This window comes from Acidovorax sp. LjRoot129 (assembly GCF_964253765.1).
In the GTDB taxonomy this organism is placed as follows: Bacteria; Pseudomonadota; Gammaproteobacteria; order Burkholderiales; family Burkholderiaceae_C; genus Acidovorax.
In genome coordinates, this window is record NZ_CAXUSE020000001.1 from 341,489 (window position 1) to 360,685 (window position 19,197).

Consider the following 19,197-nt stretch of genomic DNA (forward strand, 5'->3'; position numbering starts at 1 on the left):
TGTGTCGCCTGCGGCGCCTTCCCCCGAAGGGGACGCACCCGGTGGACCGGCAAAGCCGGATCCACGGGTGCACTGGCGTAGGGGCCGCGCCAGTTTGTGGCGCAGTGCCGCCCCACGAAGAATCGCCTGATGAAACGCGTGGCTGAAGTAACCCGCCCCCTCCGTTGGGTCTAAACCCGTCGGAGGTGGTTACACCGTTTGGCAGTCTTGCGGCAGCCGCGAGGAGTTACGGGGTTGCCTCCAACCAAAAAATTTGAGCTAAATTGGCCGCTAGCGCTTGTCCATAAAGCGTTAATAGCTATTAAATAAATAGCATTAGTGCGCTGCCAACTGGGCGGCGGCTGCCGCCAGGGCCGCACGCCATTCCGCTTCCAGCACGGCCACCAGCTCTGCAGCGGGCATGGGCCGCACTGCCGCGACGCCCTGGCCCGCCCACAGCGACAGGTGGTCCGCCCGTCCCGCTTCGGCGGATGCGCGGCGCAGTGCGCCAGTGAGCGCGTTCTGCACCGGATAGGCGGGCACGGTCGTTTCGTGCGCGTGCAGTTGCTGCAGCATGGGGTTGACGATGCCGCGCGCCGGGCGGCCCGAGAACACGCGGGTGGTGCGGGTGTCTGTGGCAATGGCCTGCGCCATGGCGTGCCGGTAGGCGGCGCCAACGCCGGACTCATCGCAGGCCAGGAACGCCGTGCCCATTTGCACGGCCTCGGCGCCCAGCGCCTGCGCGGCGGCAATGCCACGCCCGTCCATGATGCCGCCGGCCGCGATCACCGCAACGTTGCGCGGGGCCAGCGCATCGATGCATTGCGGCACCAGCGCCATCACGCCGATCATCGAGGCTGCAAAGTCTGCCTGGGAGGGCGCGGCGCCACTCCCCGTCGAACCTGCCACCCCGCCCGCGCCGGGGCCTTCCGCCAGCGGCCTGCCCGTCGGCAAGAAGGTGCCACGGTGGCCACCCGACTCCATGCCCGATGCGCACACGGCGTCCGCGCCCACATCGGCCCAGGCCACTGCCTCGGCCACCGTGGTGGCGGTGCCGATGACGTAGCAGCCGGCGCTGTGCAGCCGCTCGACCTGCGCGGCGGTCAGGATGCCGAAGGTGAAGCTCGCGACCGCGGGCCGAGCCTCGACCATGGCGTCGAACTGCGCATGGAAGTCTTCGCACCAGCGCGCGGGCACGGCGGCCTGCAGGCCGAACTCCGCGTACAGCGGCGCCAGCCGGGCCAGCGCCTCCTCCACCGTGGCCGTGTCGGGCGCGGGCGTGTCCTGCACGAAGAGGTTGAGCCCAAAAGGCCGGTCGGTGCGGCGACGCACCTCGGCGACGGCTTCGGTCATCGCCGTGGGCGAGCGCATGCCGCAGCCCAGAATGCCGAACCCGCCAGCGGCCGACACCGCCGCCGCCAGGGCGGGGGTGTCGGCCCCGGTCATGGGCCCCTGGATGATGGGCAGGCGAAGGGAGAGGGCGGTGCGCAGGCTGCGGTGGGGCATGGTGGACTCCGGTGGAGGAAATGAGAAAGCAAGGTGGCGGGCGCGCCGATCAGTCGCTCAGCACCTGCTGCAAGGCATCGAGAGCGGCGGACCGGTAGCCCTGGCGCCAGGCCAGCAAGGTGGTGATGGTGGTGATCGGCTGCTGGCTCAGCAGCGCGGCATGGGGCGAGATGCTGAGCACCGAGCGCGGCACGATGCCCGCGCAGCCGCCTCCGGCCACACTCGCCAGGATGGCGTGGTACGAGCCCAGCTCCAGCAGTTGCATGGGCTGCGGCCGCGGCGCAAACCACTCCTGTGCGATGCGGCGGTAGGTGCAGCCGGGCTCGAACACCGCCAGCGTGCCGGGCACCACATCCTGCGGGCCATCAACCGGCGTGTGGCCGGCCGGCAGGACCAGCAACAGTTCTTCGGTGAACACCGGCCGGGTTTCCAGCGCAGGGTCGGGCGGCTGGCCCGGCGGCCAGGCCACCAGCACGGTGTCGAGTGCATGGGCGCGCAGCCGCTCCACCAGCACCCGGGTCGGCGCTGTGGTCAGCTCCAGCGCCACGCCCGGCCACTGGCGGTGCAGGCGCGCCAGCGGCTCGGGCAGGCGGCTGGCGGCGGTGCTTTCCATCGACCCCAGGCGCAGGCGGCCGGCGGGCGGGCCGGGGCGCAGCGCCTGCCGCGCCTCATCGGCCAGCGCGAGCAGACGGTCGGCATAACCCAGCAGCACCTCGCCTTCGGGCGTGAGGGCCATGCGCCTGCCTTCGCGCAGAAACAGGGGCGTGCCCAGGTCCGCCTCCAGCTGCTGCACCCGCGTGGTCACGTTGGACTGCACGCGCGACAGCCGCTCGGCCGCGCGCGTGACGCTGCCTTCTGCCGCCACGGTGCGGAAGATGTCGAGCGCGGCGAGGTCGAGCACGGGGGAGGATTTTTCCATCTTGAAAAAGTATGAATCACAAAAATTCAATCTCTTGCTAAGATGATATTCAGCAGCAACGTCTCTGGCAACCCCACACCGAACTCCCACCGTGACCCCGGCATCTGCTTCCCTCTCAACCCCTTCACAGGCCCACCGGGCCGCGGCCCTGCAGGTGGCGCTGGCCGGCATGGCCGCGCTGGCGGCGGCCATGGGCGTCGGCCGTTTTGCATTCACCCCCCTGCTGCCCATGATGCTGCACGACGGTGTGGTCGACTTGCCCACCGGCAGCTGGCTGGCCACGGCCAACTACGCCGGCTACCTGGCGGGAGCGCTGCTCTACATGGCCTTGCCCTGGCTGGGCCGGCGTGTGGGCAGCGTGCCCGGCAACGCGGCCCTGGTGCGCGGCGGGCTGGTGGCCACGGTGCTGCTCACGGGGATGCTGGCCTTGCCGTGGCCGGCGTCTTGGCCGCTGCTGCGCCTGCTGGCGGGCGTGGCCAGCGCGCTGGTGTTTCTGGGCACGGCCAACTGGTGCATGGGGCGGCTGGCGCGCCTGGGGCGACCGGCCTGGGGTGGGCTGATTTTTTGCGGGCCGGGGCTCGGCATCGTCATCACCGGTTTGTTGACCAGTGCCATGGTGGCGGCGGGTTGGAGCGCCGCCGCGGGCTGGGCGGCCTTTGCCGTATTGGCGGCGGTGCTGTGCGCAGGGGCCTGGCGCGTGTTCCACAACGGCGATGCGCCGGTCACCGCGGCAGCCGGCGCGGCGGCCACCGCATCGTCCATGCCCGCACCGCGCCCTGCGGCCGAGCGGTCCCTGCTGGCCGTCGCTTATGGCCTCGCCGGCCTGGGCTACATCGTCACCGCCACGTTCCTGCCTGTCATCGCGCGCGCGGCCTTGCCGGCGGGCTCGGTCTGGCCCGATTTGTTCTGGCCCATCTTTGGCGCCGGCGTGGCGCTCGGGGCGCTGCTCTCCACACGCATCAGCCCCGCGCGGGACCGGCGCCTGCTGCTGGCCGTGGCGTATGTACTGCAAGCGGGCGGTGTGGCGCTGGGGGTGTTGTGGCCCGGGCCTGCGGGCTTTGCGCTGGGCAGCCTGCTGCTGGGCCTGCCGTTCACGGCCATCACGTTCTTTGCGCTGCAGGAGGCGCGCCATCAGTGGCCGCAGGCGGGCGCGGGCTTCACGGGCTTGATGACCGCGCTGTATGGCATCGGCCAGATCGTCGGCCCGCCCATGGCCGCCGCGCTGCTGGCGCGCGCGGGCTCGCAGGCGCAGGGGTTTGACTGGGCGCTGGGTGTGGCGGGCTCGGTGCTGCTGCTGGGGGCGGCGCTCTACGCCGTCATGGCGTGGCGCTGGCGGCAGCCGCCACTGCGCTGACCGGCAGGCGCAGCACAAAACAGGCGCCGCCACCTTCGCGGTCTTCGCAGTGCACGGTGCCGTTGTGCCGGCCTGCAATCGACCGCACCAGCGCCAGGCCCAGGCCCACGCCGCCGGCGCGCTCGCTGGCGCCGGGCAGGCGGTAGAAGGGCTCGAAGATCCGTTCGCGATGGATGACCGGCACGCCCGGGCCGCGGTCGCACACCCGTACCTCGGCATGGCCCTGGCGGCGCAGCACCGCCACCGTGATGTCGCCCGTGCTGTAGCGGCGCGCGTTCTCCAGCAGGTTGCGGATGGCGCGGCGCAGCAGCTTGGAGACGCCGCGCACGTCCACCGAGTCCGAACTCACGTCCAGGTCGGCGTCCACACGCGCGCACTCTTCAGCGGCCAGGCCAATCAAGTCCACCAGCTCCACCGTACCGACGTCCGCCTCGCGCGCATCGAGGCGGCTGGCCAGCAGGATCTCGTCCACCAGCTGGTCGAGCTCGGCGATGTTGCGCAGGATCTCCTCGCGGAATGCGGGCGAGGGCTGCTGCCCGTTCATCAGCTCCATGCCCATGCGGATGCGCGTGAGCGGCGAGCGCAATTCGTGCGATGCGTTGGCCAGCAGCGATTTGTGCGACTTGACCAGCGTCTCCACACGCGCAGCGGCGGCGTTGAACTGGCGCGCGAGGTCGGCCACCTCGTCCTGGCCCTGCTCGGGCACCCGCACCGACAAGTCGCCTTCGCCAAACTTCTGCACGCTGCGCTGCAGGGCTTCGAGCCGCAGGGTGAGGCGCCGGATGATGGGGTACACCCCCGCAGCCACTGCCAAGCCGACGATGCCCAGCAGCCAGAGGAATCCGAACGGCGGCCGCGTCCAGAACGCCACATCGCCCTGGTTGCCGCCACCGCCGCCCGGGCGGCCCCCCCGGTCCCCGCGCGGCAGGCGGGGCGCCATCTGCAACGTGAACGACTGGCCGTTGTCGGCCTCGATATGAAACTCGGCGCCCTCGCCGGGTTCGGTGGGCTGGCGTGTGGCCAAACCCTTGAACACCAGATTGCCTGTGGGGTCGCGCAGCACCATCTCGCGCGAGGGCGGCACAAACGGCTGGGTGTTTTGCGCCTTTTGGTCCTCGGCCATGCGCCAAGCCCAGCCCACGGTGAGCGTCAGCACCGCAATGCCGCCGACCACGGCAAGCCAGATGCGCAGGTACAGGCGGCGGGAGAACGGGGTGGAGAGGGACATTGATGAAAAAGCGGAGGTGCGCGCCGCAGCGGCGCCGCGCTCCCGCGGTCAGTCTTGTTGTTTTGCAAACACGTAGCCCACGCCCCGCACGGTGAGGATGCGGCGCGGGTTCTTGGCGTCGGCCTCAATGGCAGCGCGGATGCGGCCCATGTGCACGTCGATGCTGCGGTCAAACGCTTCCAGTTCGCGGCCGCGCACGGCCTCCATGATCTGGTCGCGCGTCAGCACGCGGCCGGCGCGCTCGGCCAGCGCCACGAGCAAGTCGAATTGATAAGAGGTGAGGTCGGCCAGCTGGCCACCTACGGTCACGGTGCGCGCGTCGCGGTCGATCTCGAGCGTGCCAAAACGCAGCGCCTGCGCGGCGGGTGCGCTGCCGCCGTCGGTGCGGCGGCGCAGGATGGCGCGGATGCGGGCGAGCAGCTCGCGCGGCTCGAAAGGCTTGGGCAGGTAGTCGTCGGCGCCCAGTTCCAGGCCGATGATGCGGTCCATGGGGTCGCCCTTGGCGGTGAGCATGAGCACCGGGACCTGCGCCGCGCTGCCCTGCAGCGAGCGGATGCGCCGGCACACTTCCAGGCCGTCCATGTCGGGCAGCATGAGGTCGAGGATCACCAGGTCCGGCAGCGGCCCGGCGTCGGGCCCCTGCAGCTGCGCCAGGCCACTCTTGCCGTCGGCGCGGTGGGTGACCTGCAGGCCCGACTGGCCCAGGTACTCGCCCACCATCTGCGCGAGGCGGGCATCGTCTTCGATCATCAGCAGTTGGGAGCTCATGGGGATCAGTGTAGTGGCGGGCTAAGGGACGGGCAGGTCAGGGTCTCATGCTCGGCGCGGGCAGCTTCCCCGTGTTGAAGCGGCCGTAAAGTTCCGGTAAACCGAAGTCCATGTTGCTGCACAGATGCTATTAAATATATAGCTACAAGTGCTTATCAATCAAGCGCTGGAGGCTGTTTTGACTCTGGAAGCCAGCCACACCAGCACCAACACCGGCAACCCCAGCAGCGCCGTCGACGTGAAGAAGTGCGCGTAGCCAAACGTATTGACGTAGTCGCCCGAAAAGCCCGCCACGAACTTTGGCAAGAGCAGCATCATCGAACTGAACAGCGCGTACTGCGTGGCCGAATAGCTCACGTTGGTCAGGCTCGACAGGTAGGCGATGAACGCGGCCGAGGCGATGCCGCTGGCCAGGTTGTCGGCCGACACCACGGCGATCAGCGCCGTCACGTCGTGACCATGGCCGGCCAGCCAGGCAAACAGCAGGTTGCTGGCCGCGCTCAGGATGGCGCCCAGCATCAGGATGCGCATCACGCCAAAACGCATCGACAGCACGCCGCCCACAAACGCGCCGGCCAGCGTCATGATCACGCCGTACACCTTGGTCACGGCCGCCACCTCGTCCTTGGTGAAGCCCATGTCCACGTAGAACGGATTGGCCATGATGCCCATCACCACGTCGCTGATGCGGTACACGGCGATGAGCGCGAGGATCAGCACGGCCTGCATGCCGTAGCGGCGCAAAAAGTCGGCGAATGGCTCCACCATCGCGCTCTGGATCCATTCCGCTGCGTTCCGTGCGGGCGGCAGCTGCACCGGCGCCGGCTCGCGCGAGAACAGCACCGTGACCACGCCCACTGCCATCGACGCGGCCATCACCAGATAGGCCGTTTGCCACGCGCCGTTCTGGTAGGCCGCTGCGCCCTGACCGACGGCCGGTGCCATCTCGGCGCGTGCCGCGATCCACAACACGCCCGCGCCGGCCCAGATCATCGCCAGGCGGTAGCCCGTCTGGTAGGACGCTGCCAGTGCCGCCTGGTGGTTGGCGTCGGCCGATTCGATGCGGAACGCGTCGAGCGCGATGTCCTGCGTGGCCGAGCCAAACGCCACCGCCAGCGCGCACCACACGATGGGCCCGAGTGTGAGGCGCGGGTCGCACATCGCCATGCCCACCAGTCCCGCGACCACGATGGCCTGCGACAGCAGCAGCCAGCTGCGCCGCCGGCCCAGCAGCTGCGTGAGCCCGGGGATGGGCATGCGGTCCACCAGCGGCGCCCACACCCACTTGAAGCCATAGGCCAGGCCCACCCAGCTCAAATACCCGATGGTGCTGCGGTCGATGCCCGCCTCACGCAGGCGAAATGACAGCGTGCCCAGCACCAGCAGCAGCGGCAGCCCGGCTGCGAAGCCGAGCGTGAGCATGCGCAGGCTGGCGGGCTCCAGGTACACGCGCAGGGTCTGAAGCCAGGGGGTACGCCGCGGCTCGTCAGGGGTGGCGGGGGGCGAGGATGAGGTGGAGGTGTCTGACATGGGCGGCCGGAGGTTTTGTCTATCATCGCCGACGCCCTTGCAGCGGGCTGGCCAGCCACCATGTGCTGGGCAGGCTGGCGCTGGGGATACATCGGCGCGGGCTATTATTTCCGCGACTTGCGCGAGTTCCACGCACTCCGCTGCGCAAGCCGCTCTTCCTCTTCTTCAGGTGATTTTGGTATGTGCCTTCTGTGCCCCACGCCTTCCGTTGCTGCTCCTTCGTCGCCCTGGTCGGCGCGCCGCGCCTTCTTGCTGGCGGCCGGTGCCGGCGCGGCGGCGCCCGTGTTGGCCCAGGTGGATGTGGGCACGGCCTCCAGCGTGCGCAAGCTGATCCCCGCCGAGACGCTTGAAAATTCGGCGGCCCAGCAGTACCGCCAGATGCTGGAGCAGGCCCGGGCCAAGCGCGCGCTTGCGCCAGAAGGCCACCCGCAGCTGCAGCGCCTGCACGCCATCGCCAAGCGACTGATTCCCTACACCGCGCCGTGGAACGACCGCGCCAAGCAGTGGCGCTGGGAGGTCAACCTGATCGGCAGCCAGCAAATCAACGCGTTCTGCATGCCCGGTGGCAAGATCGCCTTCTACACGGGCATCCTCGATCAGCTCAAGCTCACCGACGACGAGACCGCGATGATCATGGGCCACGAAATGGCCCATGCCCTGCGCGAACACGCGCGCGAGCGCATCGCCAAGACGCAGGGCACCAACCTCGCGCTGCGCCTGGGCTCGCAGCTGCTGGGGCTGGGTGACCTCGGCCAGGCCGCCGCAGGCCTGGGCGGGCAACTGCTCACGCTGCAGTTCAGCCGATCGGACGAAAGCGAGGCCGACCTGGTGGGACTGGAACTGGCCGCGCGCGCCGGCTTCGACCCCGCGGCCTCGGTAAGCCTGTGGAAGAAGATGGGCAACGCCACGGGCAGCAAGCAGGGCGGGCTGGCGTTTTTGTCCACCCACCCGTCGGGCCCGGCGCGCATCAGAGAGCTGGAGTCCAACGTGCCCAAGGTGCGTGGTTTGTATGAGGCGGCGAGGAAGGGCTGATCCATGGCGCGGGGGAGCGGTGCGCGGCTTTGAGCCGCGCGCTGGCCATGCTGGCGCAATCTGTCCCACTCATCGGCGGTGAACATCGGGCCTGCGCCGCCGGCTGAAGTGGGCTTGCGGCGCGGCACTCGGAACGCAATGGCGGCTGCATCAGCCGGCTGCAATGGCGGCGCGGATTGTGGTGATGTTGCGCAGGCCCGCCATCACCGTACTCGGCACAAATGCGTTTGCTATTAAAACAATAGCTATAAGCGCTTACCAATCAAGCGCTAGGCCCTGTTTTGATTCAATATCGGACTCCCGTAGCGCTCAGGTCCCACCCACATACGGATTGCTCTGGCGCTCGCGCCCAAACGTGCTCTCGGGCCCGTGGCCGGGGATGAATACCGTCTGGTCCCCCATGGGCCACAGCCGCTGGGTGATGCTGTCGATCAGGTCCTGGTGATTGCCTTGCGGAAAATCCGTGCGGCCGATGCTGCCGGCAAACAGCACGTCGCCGACAAAAGCCCGGTCGATCTGCGGCGCGTGGAACACCACATGGCCGGGCGTGTGGCCCGGGCAGTGGCGCACCTGCAGCGTTTCGTGGCCGATCTGCACCGAGTCGCCATCGGCCAGCCAGCGTGTGGGCGTGAAGTGTTGCGCAGGCGGAAAACCAAACATCGCGCTTTGCTGCGGCAGGCCGTCGATCCAGAACTGATCCCCCGGGTGCGGCCCCACGATGGGCAGCGCCAGCCGCTCGGCCAGCTCGCCCGTGCCGCCCGCGTGGTCGATGTGCGCGTGGGTCAGCCAGATCTGCTCGAGCTTCAGGTTCAGGCGCTTGATGTGCGACAGCAACAACTCCAAGTCACCGCCCGGGTCGACCACCGCGGCCAGGTGCGTGGCATCGCACCAGACGATGGAGCAGTTCTGTTGAAAGGCGGTGACGGGGACGGTGAGGTAGCGGAGCATGCGGCGGCGGTGGGTGGTAGTTGCTAACGGTGGGTGGATTTTGCAAGCAGAGCCTGAACCCACCGAACACAGCCGGTGGATTGTGCGCGCCAAGATGGGCAACCATCTCCGCGGTCCGATCGCACGGGGCGCCAGCGCTTCCCGCCAGAGACCGCCGTGGTTGCGTCCAGTTGACCAGATTGGAATCACCCCTACCCAACAACAAAAAGGGCTCCCAAAAGGAGCCCAGTTTGCTTGGCAGCATTTGCGGGGAAAACACTCCCCATGGCAGCAGCACCCGCGAAGTGCCGCCACCATGGGAAGGCCCGCAACTGCGTCAATTACATGGCGCTGAATTCGCCCGATGGGATTTGGCCCGTGCGCAGGGCTTCAGCAGCCTGGGCGCGCACCGCAGCGCGGTCGGCCGTGGACTTGTAAGTCACCACGCGCGAACCTGCTGGCTCAATGCTGCGGGTCTGGGCCACGGTGGCGGCTTCTGCAGCCACTTCAGCGCGGGTGCGGTTGGTTTCAAACTTGGTGGCGAATTGCGAAGCATCGGCTTCGTCGGCTTGGGCACCAAAGGAGGCGAAGGCAGCGACAGCGGCGATGGAGAGGAAGCGTGCAGTGTTGTTCATGATGAAAGTCCTTGAAGTTAAAAAAAGCGTCTCAAAAAAAACCGGAACAAAGAGCCAGAAGCGAAGGCTGAGAACTGCTTCAAACCGGGTTCGGTGAGTCGCCTTGCGGGTTCGGCTCATCGATGGGTTGAACTGTACGCCGGTGATGTTCAAAGAAAAACCACTCAGTCGCAAACTAACTGTTCCGGTATTGAGAACAATCGACGGCAACTTCGGAACTCTTTTGTGCTGCGTTGCGATCCTTCATCCTTGCCCTGAGCATCGCGCGTCGCTATGGGGCCTTCGCAGGCGCGATAGGTCCGAACACACGGCCAGCTGTGGATTTGGGGGGGACGTACCAAATACCCCGTGAACGTGAAAGTGAACGTGCCCCAGGCACGCTGGGGCACGGAGAGCACCTCAAGCGGCGCTACGGGAATCCCCATAGGCGGACGTGTTGTGCTGTGTAGTGTGGGTCGGGTGATGAGCTCGGCGCGCCTGAGACGTGTCAGCGCAGGCGTGCGAGCTTCATCCCACCGGCTGTTCAAGCCGGCCGTTTGCCTGCGCCCATCGTCCCCTGCAATACCGCCACCAGATGCTGCTTGGCTTCTGCAAGCTGCGCCTTGTCGGAGTCGTGCACTTTGCGGAAGAAAGCAGCGCACTCGGGTGAGCCTGCGGCTTCGGCATCCTTGATGTACTGGTCGTAGGCGAGCAGCGCCTGCGCCTTGTTCTGCATCAGCGTGATCCAGTCGTAGGCCAGATCGCTCAGCGGATGGGGATCGGCGGGTTTCTCTTGCATGGGAAGCCTCCTGGCATGTGTGAAACAACAAAGGACAAGAAAAGGGGGCACGGCAACGTACCCCCTTGGGGAGGCTCGGCTTAGCGGCCGTCGCGGTCCGAGTCGCCGGGGATCGCCCGTTCCGCTGCGTTGCTCACGCGGTGCCAGGCATCACGCGATGCGTGCTTGGCGTTTTCCCAGTCGAGCGAAGATTGGCCGCGGGCGCTGCCCCAGTCGCGGCTCAGTTCGGGCTCGATCTCGTCAAAGGACCGGTTGGGGTATTTGGAATACGAGTCTGCGCCATAGCGATAGGCGGGCTGGTAGTCGTCGTACTGCGCGCCGCCCGCGATGTAAGGGCGCGAAGAATAGTTGTCGCGCCAATAGGTGTCCTCGGCCACCGGGTCGACCTTGACGCTGCGCCCCATCGCCGCGCCGGCCACTGCGCCGACAACGGCTCCGACGGCGGCGCCCACGGGGCCCGTCAAGCCGCCCGCCAGTGCGCCGGCTGCGGCGCCGCCCGCAACACCCCCTGCTGCACCGCCGACCACAGCGCCGACGCCGGTTTTGGTTGCCGAGTGGTCCGCATCGCTATGGAGTGGGTTGTTTCGATCGCTCATGGAATTTCCTTCACGTAAAACGCCGGATGTCGGCCGGCCCGAAGGCCGTCGCCATGTCCAGCAGGTTGATGACCCTGTCACCGTACAACCCTGATTTCACGTGTTCTGTCGTCCTGCAGCCTGATCCCCGCCGTGGATGACCTACAGGTGTCAGCGCCCGCCGACAGGGCGCTTGTGCGACGTGGATAGCCTCAGTGCGTGATGCACACAGCTTGCTGGGTTGGCTTGCGGTGGCCAAGCCGCAGAAGGCGCCTTAACGCTTCTTCACCTGAAATTTCCTTCGGTATGCCGAAGGTGGCAGGCCGACTCTGCTTTGAAACAGACGGCTGAACGAACTGCTGTCCCCGTACCCCACTGCGCCGGTGATGCTCTCCAGGCTCTGCCGCGTCGTTTCCAGGAGTTGCATGGCCTTCTGCAACCGGAGCATCTGCAGATAGGCCAGCGGCGCGCTGCCCGTCGCCTCCTTGAAGCGTCTCTTGAAGTTCCGAATGCCAAAACCAAAGCGCTGAGCCACTTCATCAATCACCAGGGGCTCGGCAAAGGACTCTTCCAGCCAGTGCTGGACCTGCAGCACCTCGGCATCGTTGTGGTTCTTGGAAGCCGTCCAGAAAAAATAGGCCGACTGCCCGCTGCGCACGTGGTCAATCAACATGTACCGGCTGCATTTGTGGGCCAGACCCGGCGTGCCAAAGCGTTCAACCAGATAGAGCAGAAGGTCCATGGCGGCGGAGGCACCGCCGCTCGTCACAACGCGCTTCTCGTCGTGCAACATGCGCGTTTCGTCCAGAAGCAGGTCGGGATACCGGCGGCGAAAAAAATCTGCAAACGCCCAATGCGTGGTCGCGCGCACTCCGGGCAACAGCCCACATTCCGCCAGCAGGAATGTCGCCGTGCACATGGAAGCTACCGTGGCGCCCGCCGCATGTTGATGACGCAGCCACGGTCTGTACCGTTCGAACAAAGGAAGAGCCTCCCGCAGCGTCAACAGGAAGCCCGGTACCACCACCAGGTCCATCCTGCCCACGTCGCTGATCGCTGCATCCACCTGAAGCATCTGCCCACTCATGGTAGGGACGGCTTGCCCGTCCCACGAAGCCGATATCACCCGGAACGCCGGCGCATCCGCGAACAGGTTCGACGCCCGAAAAAACTCCTGCGCCATGGTGGCGCTGGCGGCCGAGCAGTGGTCTGCCAAAAGAAGACAAATGTCCATGGGCCATCGTATTGCAGTTATCGCAGGAAGATTGTCATTTATGCATATGGTGACTTTGGCTCGGCACGAATAGATTGGGGTGCTCGCAACCGCTCTTCACCACAACCCCATGAATCTCTGGTTTCGCCTTCTGCTCATGTTCCTGCGCCGTCCGTGGCGCAGGCCGGTCGACGCGATGGACACCACGGTCATCCGACTGCGGGTCTGGCCGCTGGACCTCGACCTCAATCGGCACGTCACCAACGGCCGCTACTTCACGCTCGCGGATGTGGGGCGCATGGACTATGTCCTGCGAAGTGGTGCCTTCCGCGTGGCACTGCGCCACAAGGCGATGCCCATCGTGGGGGACGTGTGGGGGAAATTTCGGCGAGAGCTGAAGGTCTTCGAGACGTTCGAGATCCACACGCGCGTCCTGGGCTGGGATGACAAGTGGACCGTCATGGAGCACCGCTTCCTGCGCAAGGGGAGGGTCGTCGGCGTGGTGTTGATGCGGGGGCTGTTTCGTTCGGCCACGGGCACGGTCGCACCGCAAGAATTCGTGCGCGGCATGGGGATGCCCCCAGAGTCACCCGCGTTGGCTGCCTGGGCGGCGGCATGGTGCGAAGCATGCGACAGCTTGAGCGCTGGCCTCAAGCTGTCCGAGACCGAAACCATTCAATAGGTAGCAGCTGTTGGGATCGCAGGGCGCCGTTACGTACAGCGATAGAGGATGGCCATGCATCTGGACGTCGCTAGAGGGATCACTGCCTGGGCAGACCAGCCGCCTGCGTCAGATGGGGACTCAACCCCGGGGTGCCTGGAAACCGGGCACGCCTACCATCCCGTAGGGGCCAGGAACTCCATCACATCGGTGGGTGATTGCCCCGCGACATCGACAGCCTCGCGCAAATGCTGCTCCGTGCAACCGAGCGCATTGCTCCAAAAGCGAAGGTCGTCCTCGCGCAGCGAAATCAGCGGCTGATCCTGTGCCATTTCGTCTCTGTCGTAGGCCATGGGTGAACTCCTTGGGAGGCATCGTAGGAGTCCCTCTGGGGCCATCTTGTAGGACGGCGGCTACAAAGCAGGGGTGCCCAGACCCCGCTACCGCGGTGCCAGCGGGTGCCGCTACGGGGGTATTGCGTTTAGAGGCCGCGAGGTGGACGGACCCGATGCGCCGGCCGCATTAGCCACGGGCCAGTGCAAAGTCCACCGCGGCCAGCGCATGCAATCGGGTGGTGTCCAGAACGGGGAGCACGCTGTCGGGTTGCTGGATCAGCAGCGTGATTTCCGTGCAGCCCAGAACCACCGCCTGCGCGCCGCGCTGCGCCAACGATTCGATGATGCGTTGGTAGGTCTTGCGCGACGCCTCGCGTACCACGCCCGTGCAAAGTTCCTCGTAAATGATCCTGTGCACTTCGGCGCGGTCTGGCCCATCAGGCACGAGGATTTGCAGGCCATGTGTACGTTCCAGTCGCTCGCGCATGAAAGGCTGTTCCATGGTGAAGCGCGTGCCCAGCAGACCCAGCACTTTGGCGCCGGTCTGCGAAGCTTCGTGCCCCACCGGGTCCGCGATGTGCAGGAAGGGGATGGGGACCGCAGCTTGAATTCGATCCGCGACCTTGTGCATGGTGTTGGTGCACAACACGACGCAGTCGGCCCCGCCGTGATGCAGGCGCCGCGCGGCGTCTTCCAGCATGCTGGCCAGGTCATCCCAGCGGCCGGCATGCTGCGCCTGTTCGATGGGCCCGAAGTCCACGCTGTACATCAGCAGCTGGGCGGAGCGCAGAGGGCCGAGGCGGTTGCGCACCTCCTGGTTGATGAGTTTGTAGTATTCGGCACTCGATTCCCAGCTCATGCCGCCGATGAGGCCGATCACGCGGTTGGGCTCGCTGCCCTTTGGTTCTGATGTGTTCATGCGCGCAGTATCGAGTCGCTGTATCCGGGCGTATATCATGAAATTTCAGCTCTGCCGCCTCCTCTCCAGCGATGACCCAGCCCTCCCTCTTTGTCCATGACATGGCCCTGCACGGCCTGCGGGTCGAGCTATTGAGCCGCAGGGCCTACAGTGCAACGGACCCGGTGCGGACGCATTCCCTCGGCATTGCGCTGGAGCGTCAGAAGGGCGTGCATGCCATCGGGTCCGACCACCGGGAAGATTTCGATACCTGGCCCGGCATGCTCGCGTATACGCCGCCGGGCGTCGATGTGTTCTCTGAATCCGCCACCGGCGGTGAGTATCTGGTGGCCCGCTGGACATGCGGCCTGGGCGTGCCGGCACCACGGCGCAGCAAGGGTCGTGCGTACTGGGCGGGGCATGCTGCAGCGCTTGCGGCCGCTCAGCACTTGCGCCGCCTCCTGCTCGATGCGGCACCCGATGTTCTTGCTGTCGAGCAGTCTGCGCTGGCGTTCCTCAACCTGCAGACTTCGACAGAAGGGGACAACCGTCCAGATCCGCACCCGCAGCTGCGCAGTGTCTACGGGCGCGTGCTGGACCACATTGCGCATGAATTTGCCCAGCCTTTGTCGATTGCGCAGTTGGCGCAGGCGGAAGGCAAAAGTCCGCTGCGTTTCTTGCGTGAGTTCACCCAGCTTGTGGGCACGACGCCCCACGCGTTCATTGTTGAAACGCGGGTCCAAGCGGCTCGTGCGATGGTGCGAAAAGATGCTGCGCCGCTGGCGTCGATTGCATTGGATTGTGGATTCACCCACCAGTCGCACATGGGTGTTGCCTTTCGCAAGGTGCTCGGGCGGACACCCGGGCAATACCTTGCGGCTTGGAGGCAGGGGCAATACGCATCACCGCATCCTGGCGGCAGCCTCCCCGCCAGCCAACAGCTCTCCAATCGCGGCGAGGACCTGCCCCGGCTCGACCGGCTTGGAGAGATGCAAATCGAATCCTGATTCGAGAGATCGGGTCTCGTCCTCGGGCCTTGCGAAGGCGGTCATCGCGATGGCGGGGACCCTCCCCTGGCGCTGGCTGGCGCGCGCCCTCACCCAGCGGACGAGCTCATACCCGTCCATGCCGGGCATCCCGATGTCAGAGCAGAGCACGTCGGGCATGCGGCGCTCGATGAAGTGCATGGCGGCGTAGGCGTCCGGTGCGGTGTGAACCTCGGCGCCGCACTCCTCGATGACCCGTTTCAGAAGCTCCCGCGTGTCGGGGTCGTCGTCCACCACCAGCACTGTCTGCCCTGACAGGTCTGGCGCTGAGCGGTCCATGGGGGCCGTGGCCCGGGGCTTTACGGGGTCCGTGACGGGCGCGTGGTGCAGCGGCAGGGTGACGCGAAAGGTGGCGCCCGCCCCCGAACCCGCGCTTTCAGCGCTCACACTGCCGCCGTGGAGTTCGACAAGGTGGTGCACGATCGACAGCCCGAGACCCAAGCCGCCAAAGCTGCGGGTGATCGAGCCGTCCGCTTGCCGAAAGCGTTTGAAGATATGCGGCAGAAACTCTGTCTGGATACCCACCCCCGTATCGCACACGGTGATGACCGCAGTGGATTTGCTTTGCGAGAGCCGCACCGTCACAGCGCCACCGCGGGGTGTGAACTTCACCGAGTTGGCAAGCAGGTTCCACACGATTTGCTGCAGCCGGTCCGCATCTCCGAGCACCAGCCCGGCAGGCTCCAGCTCCGCGGTGAGTGTCAGCCCGGCCGCTTGGGCGTTGGGCAACATCAGGTCATGGGCTGCACGAACACACCCTGCGGGGTCCACCGGTTTCATGTCCAGCCTGAGCTTGCCCGAGCTGATCCGGCTCATGTCGAGCAAATCGCCGATCAGGCGTGCCTGCGTGCGTGTGCTCCGCTCGATGACGTCGACACCCTTGAGCAAGTCAGGATGGCCTGCGCCGTATTTTTTCCGAAGGATGTGGACCCAACCAGTGATGGCGCTCAGCGGTGTCCGCAGCTCATGGGAAAGCGTCGCCAGGAAGCTGTCCTTGAAGGAGTTGGCCCGCTCCGCTTCGCGGCGGGCGGCGCGCTCGCTGTCGAGCAGCAGTGCCTTGTCGTTCTCTGCGCGGATGCGCTCGAGAGACTCCCAGCACCGGTCGACGACGGTGCGGACCAGCGTGATTTCTTCAGAGGTCCAGTTGCGCGGCGTCGTCTGGTGCACCGCCATCGCCGCCACGAACTTTCCGTTCTTGTGGAGCGGAACACAGATAACGGCCTGGATGGCTGTCAGGCGGTAGGCAGACAGATCCATATCTTTCGTGATTGGGTTGCTGTCCACATCCTCGTTCACGTACGGCTGGTTGGCGATCATCAGTTCACTGACCAGATCGCCAAAATCCGTAAATTTGTAGCGCCCCACAATGCTCTCGACGCCGTTGTTGTAGTCACCGATCAGATCGAAGGTGTTCTGGTCGTCAAGCACATGGGCATAGGCACAGCGGTTGACCTCCAGGTACTGGCCTAGCGCCGCAGAAGTTGTGGTCATCACATCGGCAGGCGAGCTCTGCGCCCGCGTCATTTGCGCGAGCCCGTCCAAGAACCTAAACCGCCGCTCGCTCAGCACCTTGCTGCTGGTCTCAGCGAAGGTCACCAGCACCCCGGCCACGCTTGCCTCGTCATCGCGAACGGGACTGTACGAAAAATTGAAATAACAGTCTTCCGGGAAGCCGTATCGCTGAATGGTCAGCTTGAAGTCTTCGAATCCGATGGCCTTGCCGCACAACACCTCGTCCCACATGGGCCCGATGGTGGGCCAGATTTCACTCCAGGTTACCCGCGCAGAGCCGCCCAGGGCGCCTTCATGCTTGTCTCCCAAGATGGGGCGATAGGCATCGTTGTAGAACTGGAGCAGTTCGGGACCCCACGCCAGGTACATGGGCAACCGGCACTCCAGCAGCAGCACCAGCGCATTCTTGAGGCTTTGCGGCCAATGGTCCGGGTGGCCCAGCGGGTGCATGTCCCAGGGGTGGTCGGCAATCATCCGGGCCATTTCGCCCGACAAGCCTTCGGGAGGAAACTTGAGATGGGGCATGGGCGCTTTGGGTGGTGTCGATCGGTCCGCGGGAGCATAGCCTAGGGAGGCGCTGGAATCTTGCTGTGCATGGGTGGCGCCCTGCGTGCTGCTCCCTCGGCTCGGCGTAAGTGGTTTCGAAGAACCGGCACTGGAGCGGCAACACAGGCCGTGACACGTCGACAGAGTCGCCAGCCAGCGGTGAAGCGTGCCACGCGGTGCTTGCTTCAGTTCACCCGATGGGAGCGACGCCGCAATGGCAGCACACCGACGCCTAGCCTGTAGCGCTACAGGCCGCGCCGTTCCGCGTCCCTGAGCCTTGTGAGTTGCGTCTGAGATTGGCCGTTGCAATCTGAAATTCTGCAAGGGGCTGGCCGAGCAGTGGGCAGAGGTGCACGATCCCCAAAAGTGTTTGCTCCACCAGCGCGAGCCGCTCTCCCACCAACGCCGGCGCGTCGGCCCCCACAGAGAAACCTTCGGTGCTGCGCAACACGGTGAAAGTCACTCCGGCATGGGGCGCGCCCGGCGTGTCGGCCGCCGGAAGCCGCGTCAGCGCATCCGAGATCGCCGCCGCCATGTGCATCAACGACAGTGCTGCAGACAGCAGCAGCGGCCGGGCGGGGGCATCACGGGGGAGGTCGTACAGGGCGGTGAAGGTGGACATCATGGCGGCGTACGTGCCGTTCGCGGCGTCGAGCAAGGTGCGTGCCGGCTGCGAGGCAATGTGAACGCGGTCCTCGGCGACCGGGGCGCGCATGACGGGATTGCGCGCAACGTTCCGGTGTGGACAGAAATCGCTTCGCTCGGTTTGCAGGGCCTGGTACTGGGACTTCATCTCTGCGAGCCGTCCCGCTCCGCTTGCGAACCCTCGCCCTGCACAATGATCGTGTCGATGGCGGCGATGGCCGTGTTCAGGTCGTGAACCACCAGAAGATCGTCGCTGCGAAGTTCCCGGGCGCTCAATTGATGGCGCGCAGGGCCGCAAAACAGCTGGCCTTCGCCCAGGGCCTCGCTCACTGCGCGAAGCCCGCTTTTCAACAACTCGTAGAACTCGCCAATGGTCTCGTAGTTTGGCGCCGCGGGCATCAGTACCTGTGGCAGCGAATCGCGGGGCGGCCCGGCGACTGCCCCTGCAGGGGGCGCATCGCGCTCCTCCGATCCCTCGGGACGCTCGAGAAAGATGAAGTGATCGAGGGTATCGAGATCAAACGGCGCCAGTGCCAGTTCCACAGCGGCCGGGTGGTATCCCTTGGCCACCGGGAAATTGGGTCGGTTGAAGTGGGGTCGCACCCCGATCGCAAGGGTGAGATTGGCGACCTGCGAGAGGTGGGTCATCTCCTCTACGCAGATTCCCGTCAGTTCTTTGCGCCATGCCGACACATGCGCCAATTCGTGAGCGGACAGTCCTTCGTCGACGGAGGTCTTGAGGCTGAAGGCTGCGTACAGATAGCAGCACAGGATGTTGTGCTCCAGTTCCGCCGCCTCCGCCAGGACGTGCATGAGCTGTTCACGGCTATGCATGTTCACCCGCCGCCGACTCGCACTCTCTATCCACTTCGGCTTGGGCTGTGGAAGCGCCGCCGCTGACCGCCGAACGCGTGATAAGGACCGGAAATTCGACCGACGCCGGAGCGCAGGATTGCTGGCAGGCATGCACGGTCCCCGCGCGGTCACAGAGCCTGGGCTCGCAAGATGTGGATGGGATCGGTGGCATGGTGCTGTGCTGTGTGGTTTGCGACATTGCAAGCCTCCTGCGACGGATCGGGCCGGCCTGTAGGTGCGGTCTGATTTGCGGGT

Annotated in this window: 19 protein-coding genes; 4 read left to right on the forward strand and 15 right to left on the reverse strand. The window is 66.0% G+C overall.

What is annotated here, in order from left to right:
- Nucleotides 1–315: 315 nt before the first annotated feature.
- Together ACSQ3Q_RS01605 and ACSQ3Q_RS01610 are read right to left on the reverse strand one after the other, a co-directional pair.
- Nucleotides 316–1,485, reverse strand: a complete 1,170-nt coding sequence (locus ACSQ3Q_RS01605; protein WP_436132695.1) for an NAD(P)H-dependent flavin oxidoreductase — start codon at nucleotides 1,483–1,485, stop codon at nucleotides 316–318.
- A gap of 49 nt (nucleotides 1,486–1,534) precedes the next feature.
- Nucleotides 1,535–2,404, reverse strand: coding sequence for a LysR substrate-binding domain-containing protein (locus ACSQ3Q_RS01610; protein WP_436132696.1), 870 nt, complete (start codon nucleotides 2,402–2,404; stop codon nucleotides 1,535–1,537).
- 169 nt (nucleotides 2,405–2,573) lie between these two features.
- On the opposite strand from ACSQ3Q_RS01610, the gene ACSQ3Q_RS01615 reads away from it, so the two are divergent.
- Nucleotides 2,574–3,758 (forward strand): YbfB/YjiJ family MFS transporter, encoded by a 1,185-nt coding sequence (locus ACSQ3Q_RS01615; RefSeq protein WP_436136914.1) that lies wholly within the window; start codon nucleotides 2,574–2,576, stop codon nucleotides 3,756–3,758.
- On the opposite strand, the gene ACSQ3Q_RS01620 is transcribed toward ACSQ3Q_RS01615, so the two are convergent.
- The 3 genes from ACSQ3Q_RS01620 to ACSQ3Q_RS01630 form a co-directional block, all read right to left on the reverse strand.
- Nucleotides 3,721–4,986 carry an ATP-binding protein gene (locus tag ACSQ3Q_RS01620; protein ID WP_436132697.1) on the reverse strand — a complete coding sequence of 422 codons (1,266 nt, stop codon included), beginning with the start codon at nucleotides 4,984–4,986 and terminating at the stop codon, nucleotides 3,721–3,723. The two genes, ACSQ3Q_RS01615 and ACSQ3Q_RS01620, sit on opposite strands and share 38 nt — an antisense overlap.
- 48 nt (nucleotides 4,987–5,034) lie before the next feature.
- Entirely contained in the window at nucleotides 5,035–5,754 is a 720-nt protein-coding gene (locus ACSQ3Q_RS01625) for a response regulator transcription factor (RefSeq protein ID WP_436132698.1), read from the reverse strand.
- A 159-nt stretch (nucleotides 5,755–5,913) separates the two neighbouring features.
- Nucleotides 5,914–7,284: an AmpG family muropeptide MFS transporter gene (locus tag ACSQ3Q_RS01630; protein ID WP_436132699.1), complete on the reverse strand. Its 1,371-nt coding sequence runs from the start codon at nucleotides 7,282–7,284 to the stop codon at nucleotides 5,914–5,916.
- Between the two features lie 180 nt (nucleotides 7,285–7,464).
- Between ACSQ3Q_RS01630 and ACSQ3Q_RS01635 the strand changes: the two genes are divergently transcribed.
- Nucleotides 7,465–8,316 (forward strand): M48 family metallopeptidase, encoded by an 852-nt coding sequence (locus ACSQ3Q_RS01635; protein ID WP_436132700.1) that lies wholly within the window; start codon nucleotides 7,465–7,467, stop codon nucleotides 8,314–8,316.
- 309 nt (nucleotides 8,317–8,625) lie between these two features.
- Here the strand turns inward: ACSQ3Q_RS01635 and ACSQ3Q_RS01640 are convergent, their stop codons facing one another.
- The 5 genes from ACSQ3Q_RS01640 to ACSQ3Q_RS01660 form a co-directional block, all read right to left on the reverse strand.
- A complete protein-coding gene (locus tag ACSQ3Q_RS01640) occupies nucleotides 8,626–9,264 on the reverse strand; it encodes an MBL fold metallo-hydrolase (protein ID WP_436132701.1) in 639 nt (212 codons plus the stop codon).
- 320 nt (nucleotides 9,265–9,584) lie between these two features.
- A complete protein-coding gene (locus tag ACSQ3Q_RS01645; protein ID WP_436132702.1) occupies nucleotides 9,585–9,878 on the reverse strand; it encodes a DUF4148 domain-containing protein in 294 nt (97 codons plus the stop codon).
- Nucleotides 9,879–10,401: 523 nt separating this feature from the next.
- The gene (locus ACSQ3Q_RS01650) at nucleotides 10,402–10,656 is read right to left on the reverse strand and encodes a hypothetical protein (RefSeq protein ID WP_436132703.1); all 255 of its coding nucleotides are present in this window, start codon (nucleotides 10,654–10,656) and stop codon (nucleotides 10,402–10,404) included.
- An 80-nt stretch (nucleotides 10,657–10,736) separates the two neighbouring features.
- Nucleotides 10,737–11,252: a glycine zipper domain-containing protein gene (locus ACSQ3Q_RS01655; protein ID WP_436132704.1), complete on the reverse strand. Its 516-nt coding sequence runs from the start codon at nucleotides 11,250–11,252 to the stop codon at nucleotides 10,737–10,739.
- Between the two features lie 253 nt (nucleotides 11,253–11,505).
- Nucleotides 11,506–12,465 (reverse strand): GlxA family transcriptional regulator, encoded by a 960-nt coding sequence (locus ACSQ3Q_RS01660; RefSeq protein WP_436132705.1) that lies wholly within the window; start codon nucleotides 12,463–12,465, stop codon nucleotides 11,506–11,508.
- A gap of 109 nt (nucleotides 12,466–12,574) precedes the next feature.
- Between ACSQ3Q_RS01660 and ACSQ3Q_RS01665 the strand changes: the two genes are divergently transcribed.
- Nucleotides 12,575–13,126 (forward strand): acyl-CoA thioesterase, encoded by a 552-nt coding sequence (locus ACSQ3Q_RS01665; protein WP_436132706.1) that lies wholly within the window; start codon nucleotides 12,575–12,577, stop codon nucleotides 13,124–13,126.
- A 152-nt stretch (nucleotides 13,127–13,278) separates the two neighbouring features.
- Here the strand turns inward: ACSQ3Q_RS01665 and ACSQ3Q_RS01670 are convergent, their stop codons facing one another.
- Nucleotides 13,279–13,458, reverse strand: a complete 180-nt coding sequence (locus tag ACSQ3Q_RS01670; protein WP_436132707.1) for a DUF3606 domain-containing protein — start codon at nucleotides 13,456–13,458, stop codon at nucleotides 13,279–13,281.
- 169 nt (nucleotides 13,459–13,627) lie between these two features.
- A complete protein-coding gene (locus ACSQ3Q_RS01675; RefSeq protein ID WP_436132708.1) occupies nucleotides 13,628–14,359 on the reverse strand; it encodes an aspartate/glutamate racemase family protein in 732 nt (243 codons plus the stop codon).
- A gap of 71 nt (nucleotides 14,360–14,430) precedes the next feature.
- Between ACSQ3Q_RS01675 and ACSQ3Q_RS01680 the strand changes: the two genes are divergently transcribed.
- Nucleotides 14,431–15,345, forward strand: a complete 915-nt coding sequence (locus tag ACSQ3Q_RS01680) for a helix-turn-helix domain-containing protein (RefSeq protein ID WP_436132709.1) — start codon at nucleotides 14,431–14,433, stop codon at nucleotides 15,343–15,345.
- Here the strand turns inward: ACSQ3Q_RS01680 and ACSQ3Q_RS01685 are convergent.
- From ACSQ3Q_RS01685 to ACSQ3Q_RS01695, 3 genes are all read right to left on the reverse strand, one after another.
- A complete protein-coding gene (locus ACSQ3Q_RS01685) occupies nucleotides 15,241–17,421 on the reverse strand; it encodes an ATP-binding protein (RefSeq protein WP_436132710.1) in 2,181 nt (726 codons plus the stop codon). The two genes, ACSQ3Q_RS01680 and ACSQ3Q_RS01685, sit on opposite strands and share 105 nt — an antisense overlap.
- Before the next feature lie 253 nt (nucleotides 17,422–17,674).
- Nucleotides 17,675–18,235, reverse strand: coding sequence for a hypothetical protein (locus tag ACSQ3Q_RS01690; protein WP_436132711.1), 561 nt, complete (start codon nucleotides 18,233–18,235; stop codon nucleotides 17,675–17,677).
- Nucleotides 18,232–18,921, reverse strand: coding sequence for a ferritin-like domain-containing protein (locus tag ACSQ3Q_RS01695; RefSeq protein ID WP_436132712.1), 690 nt, complete (start codon nucleotides 18,919–18,921; stop codon nucleotides 18,232–18,234). Before ACSQ3Q_RS01695 ends, ACSQ3Q_RS01690 begins: the two co-directional genes overlap by 4 nt.
- Nucleotides 18,922–19,197: the final 276 nt, after the last annotated feature.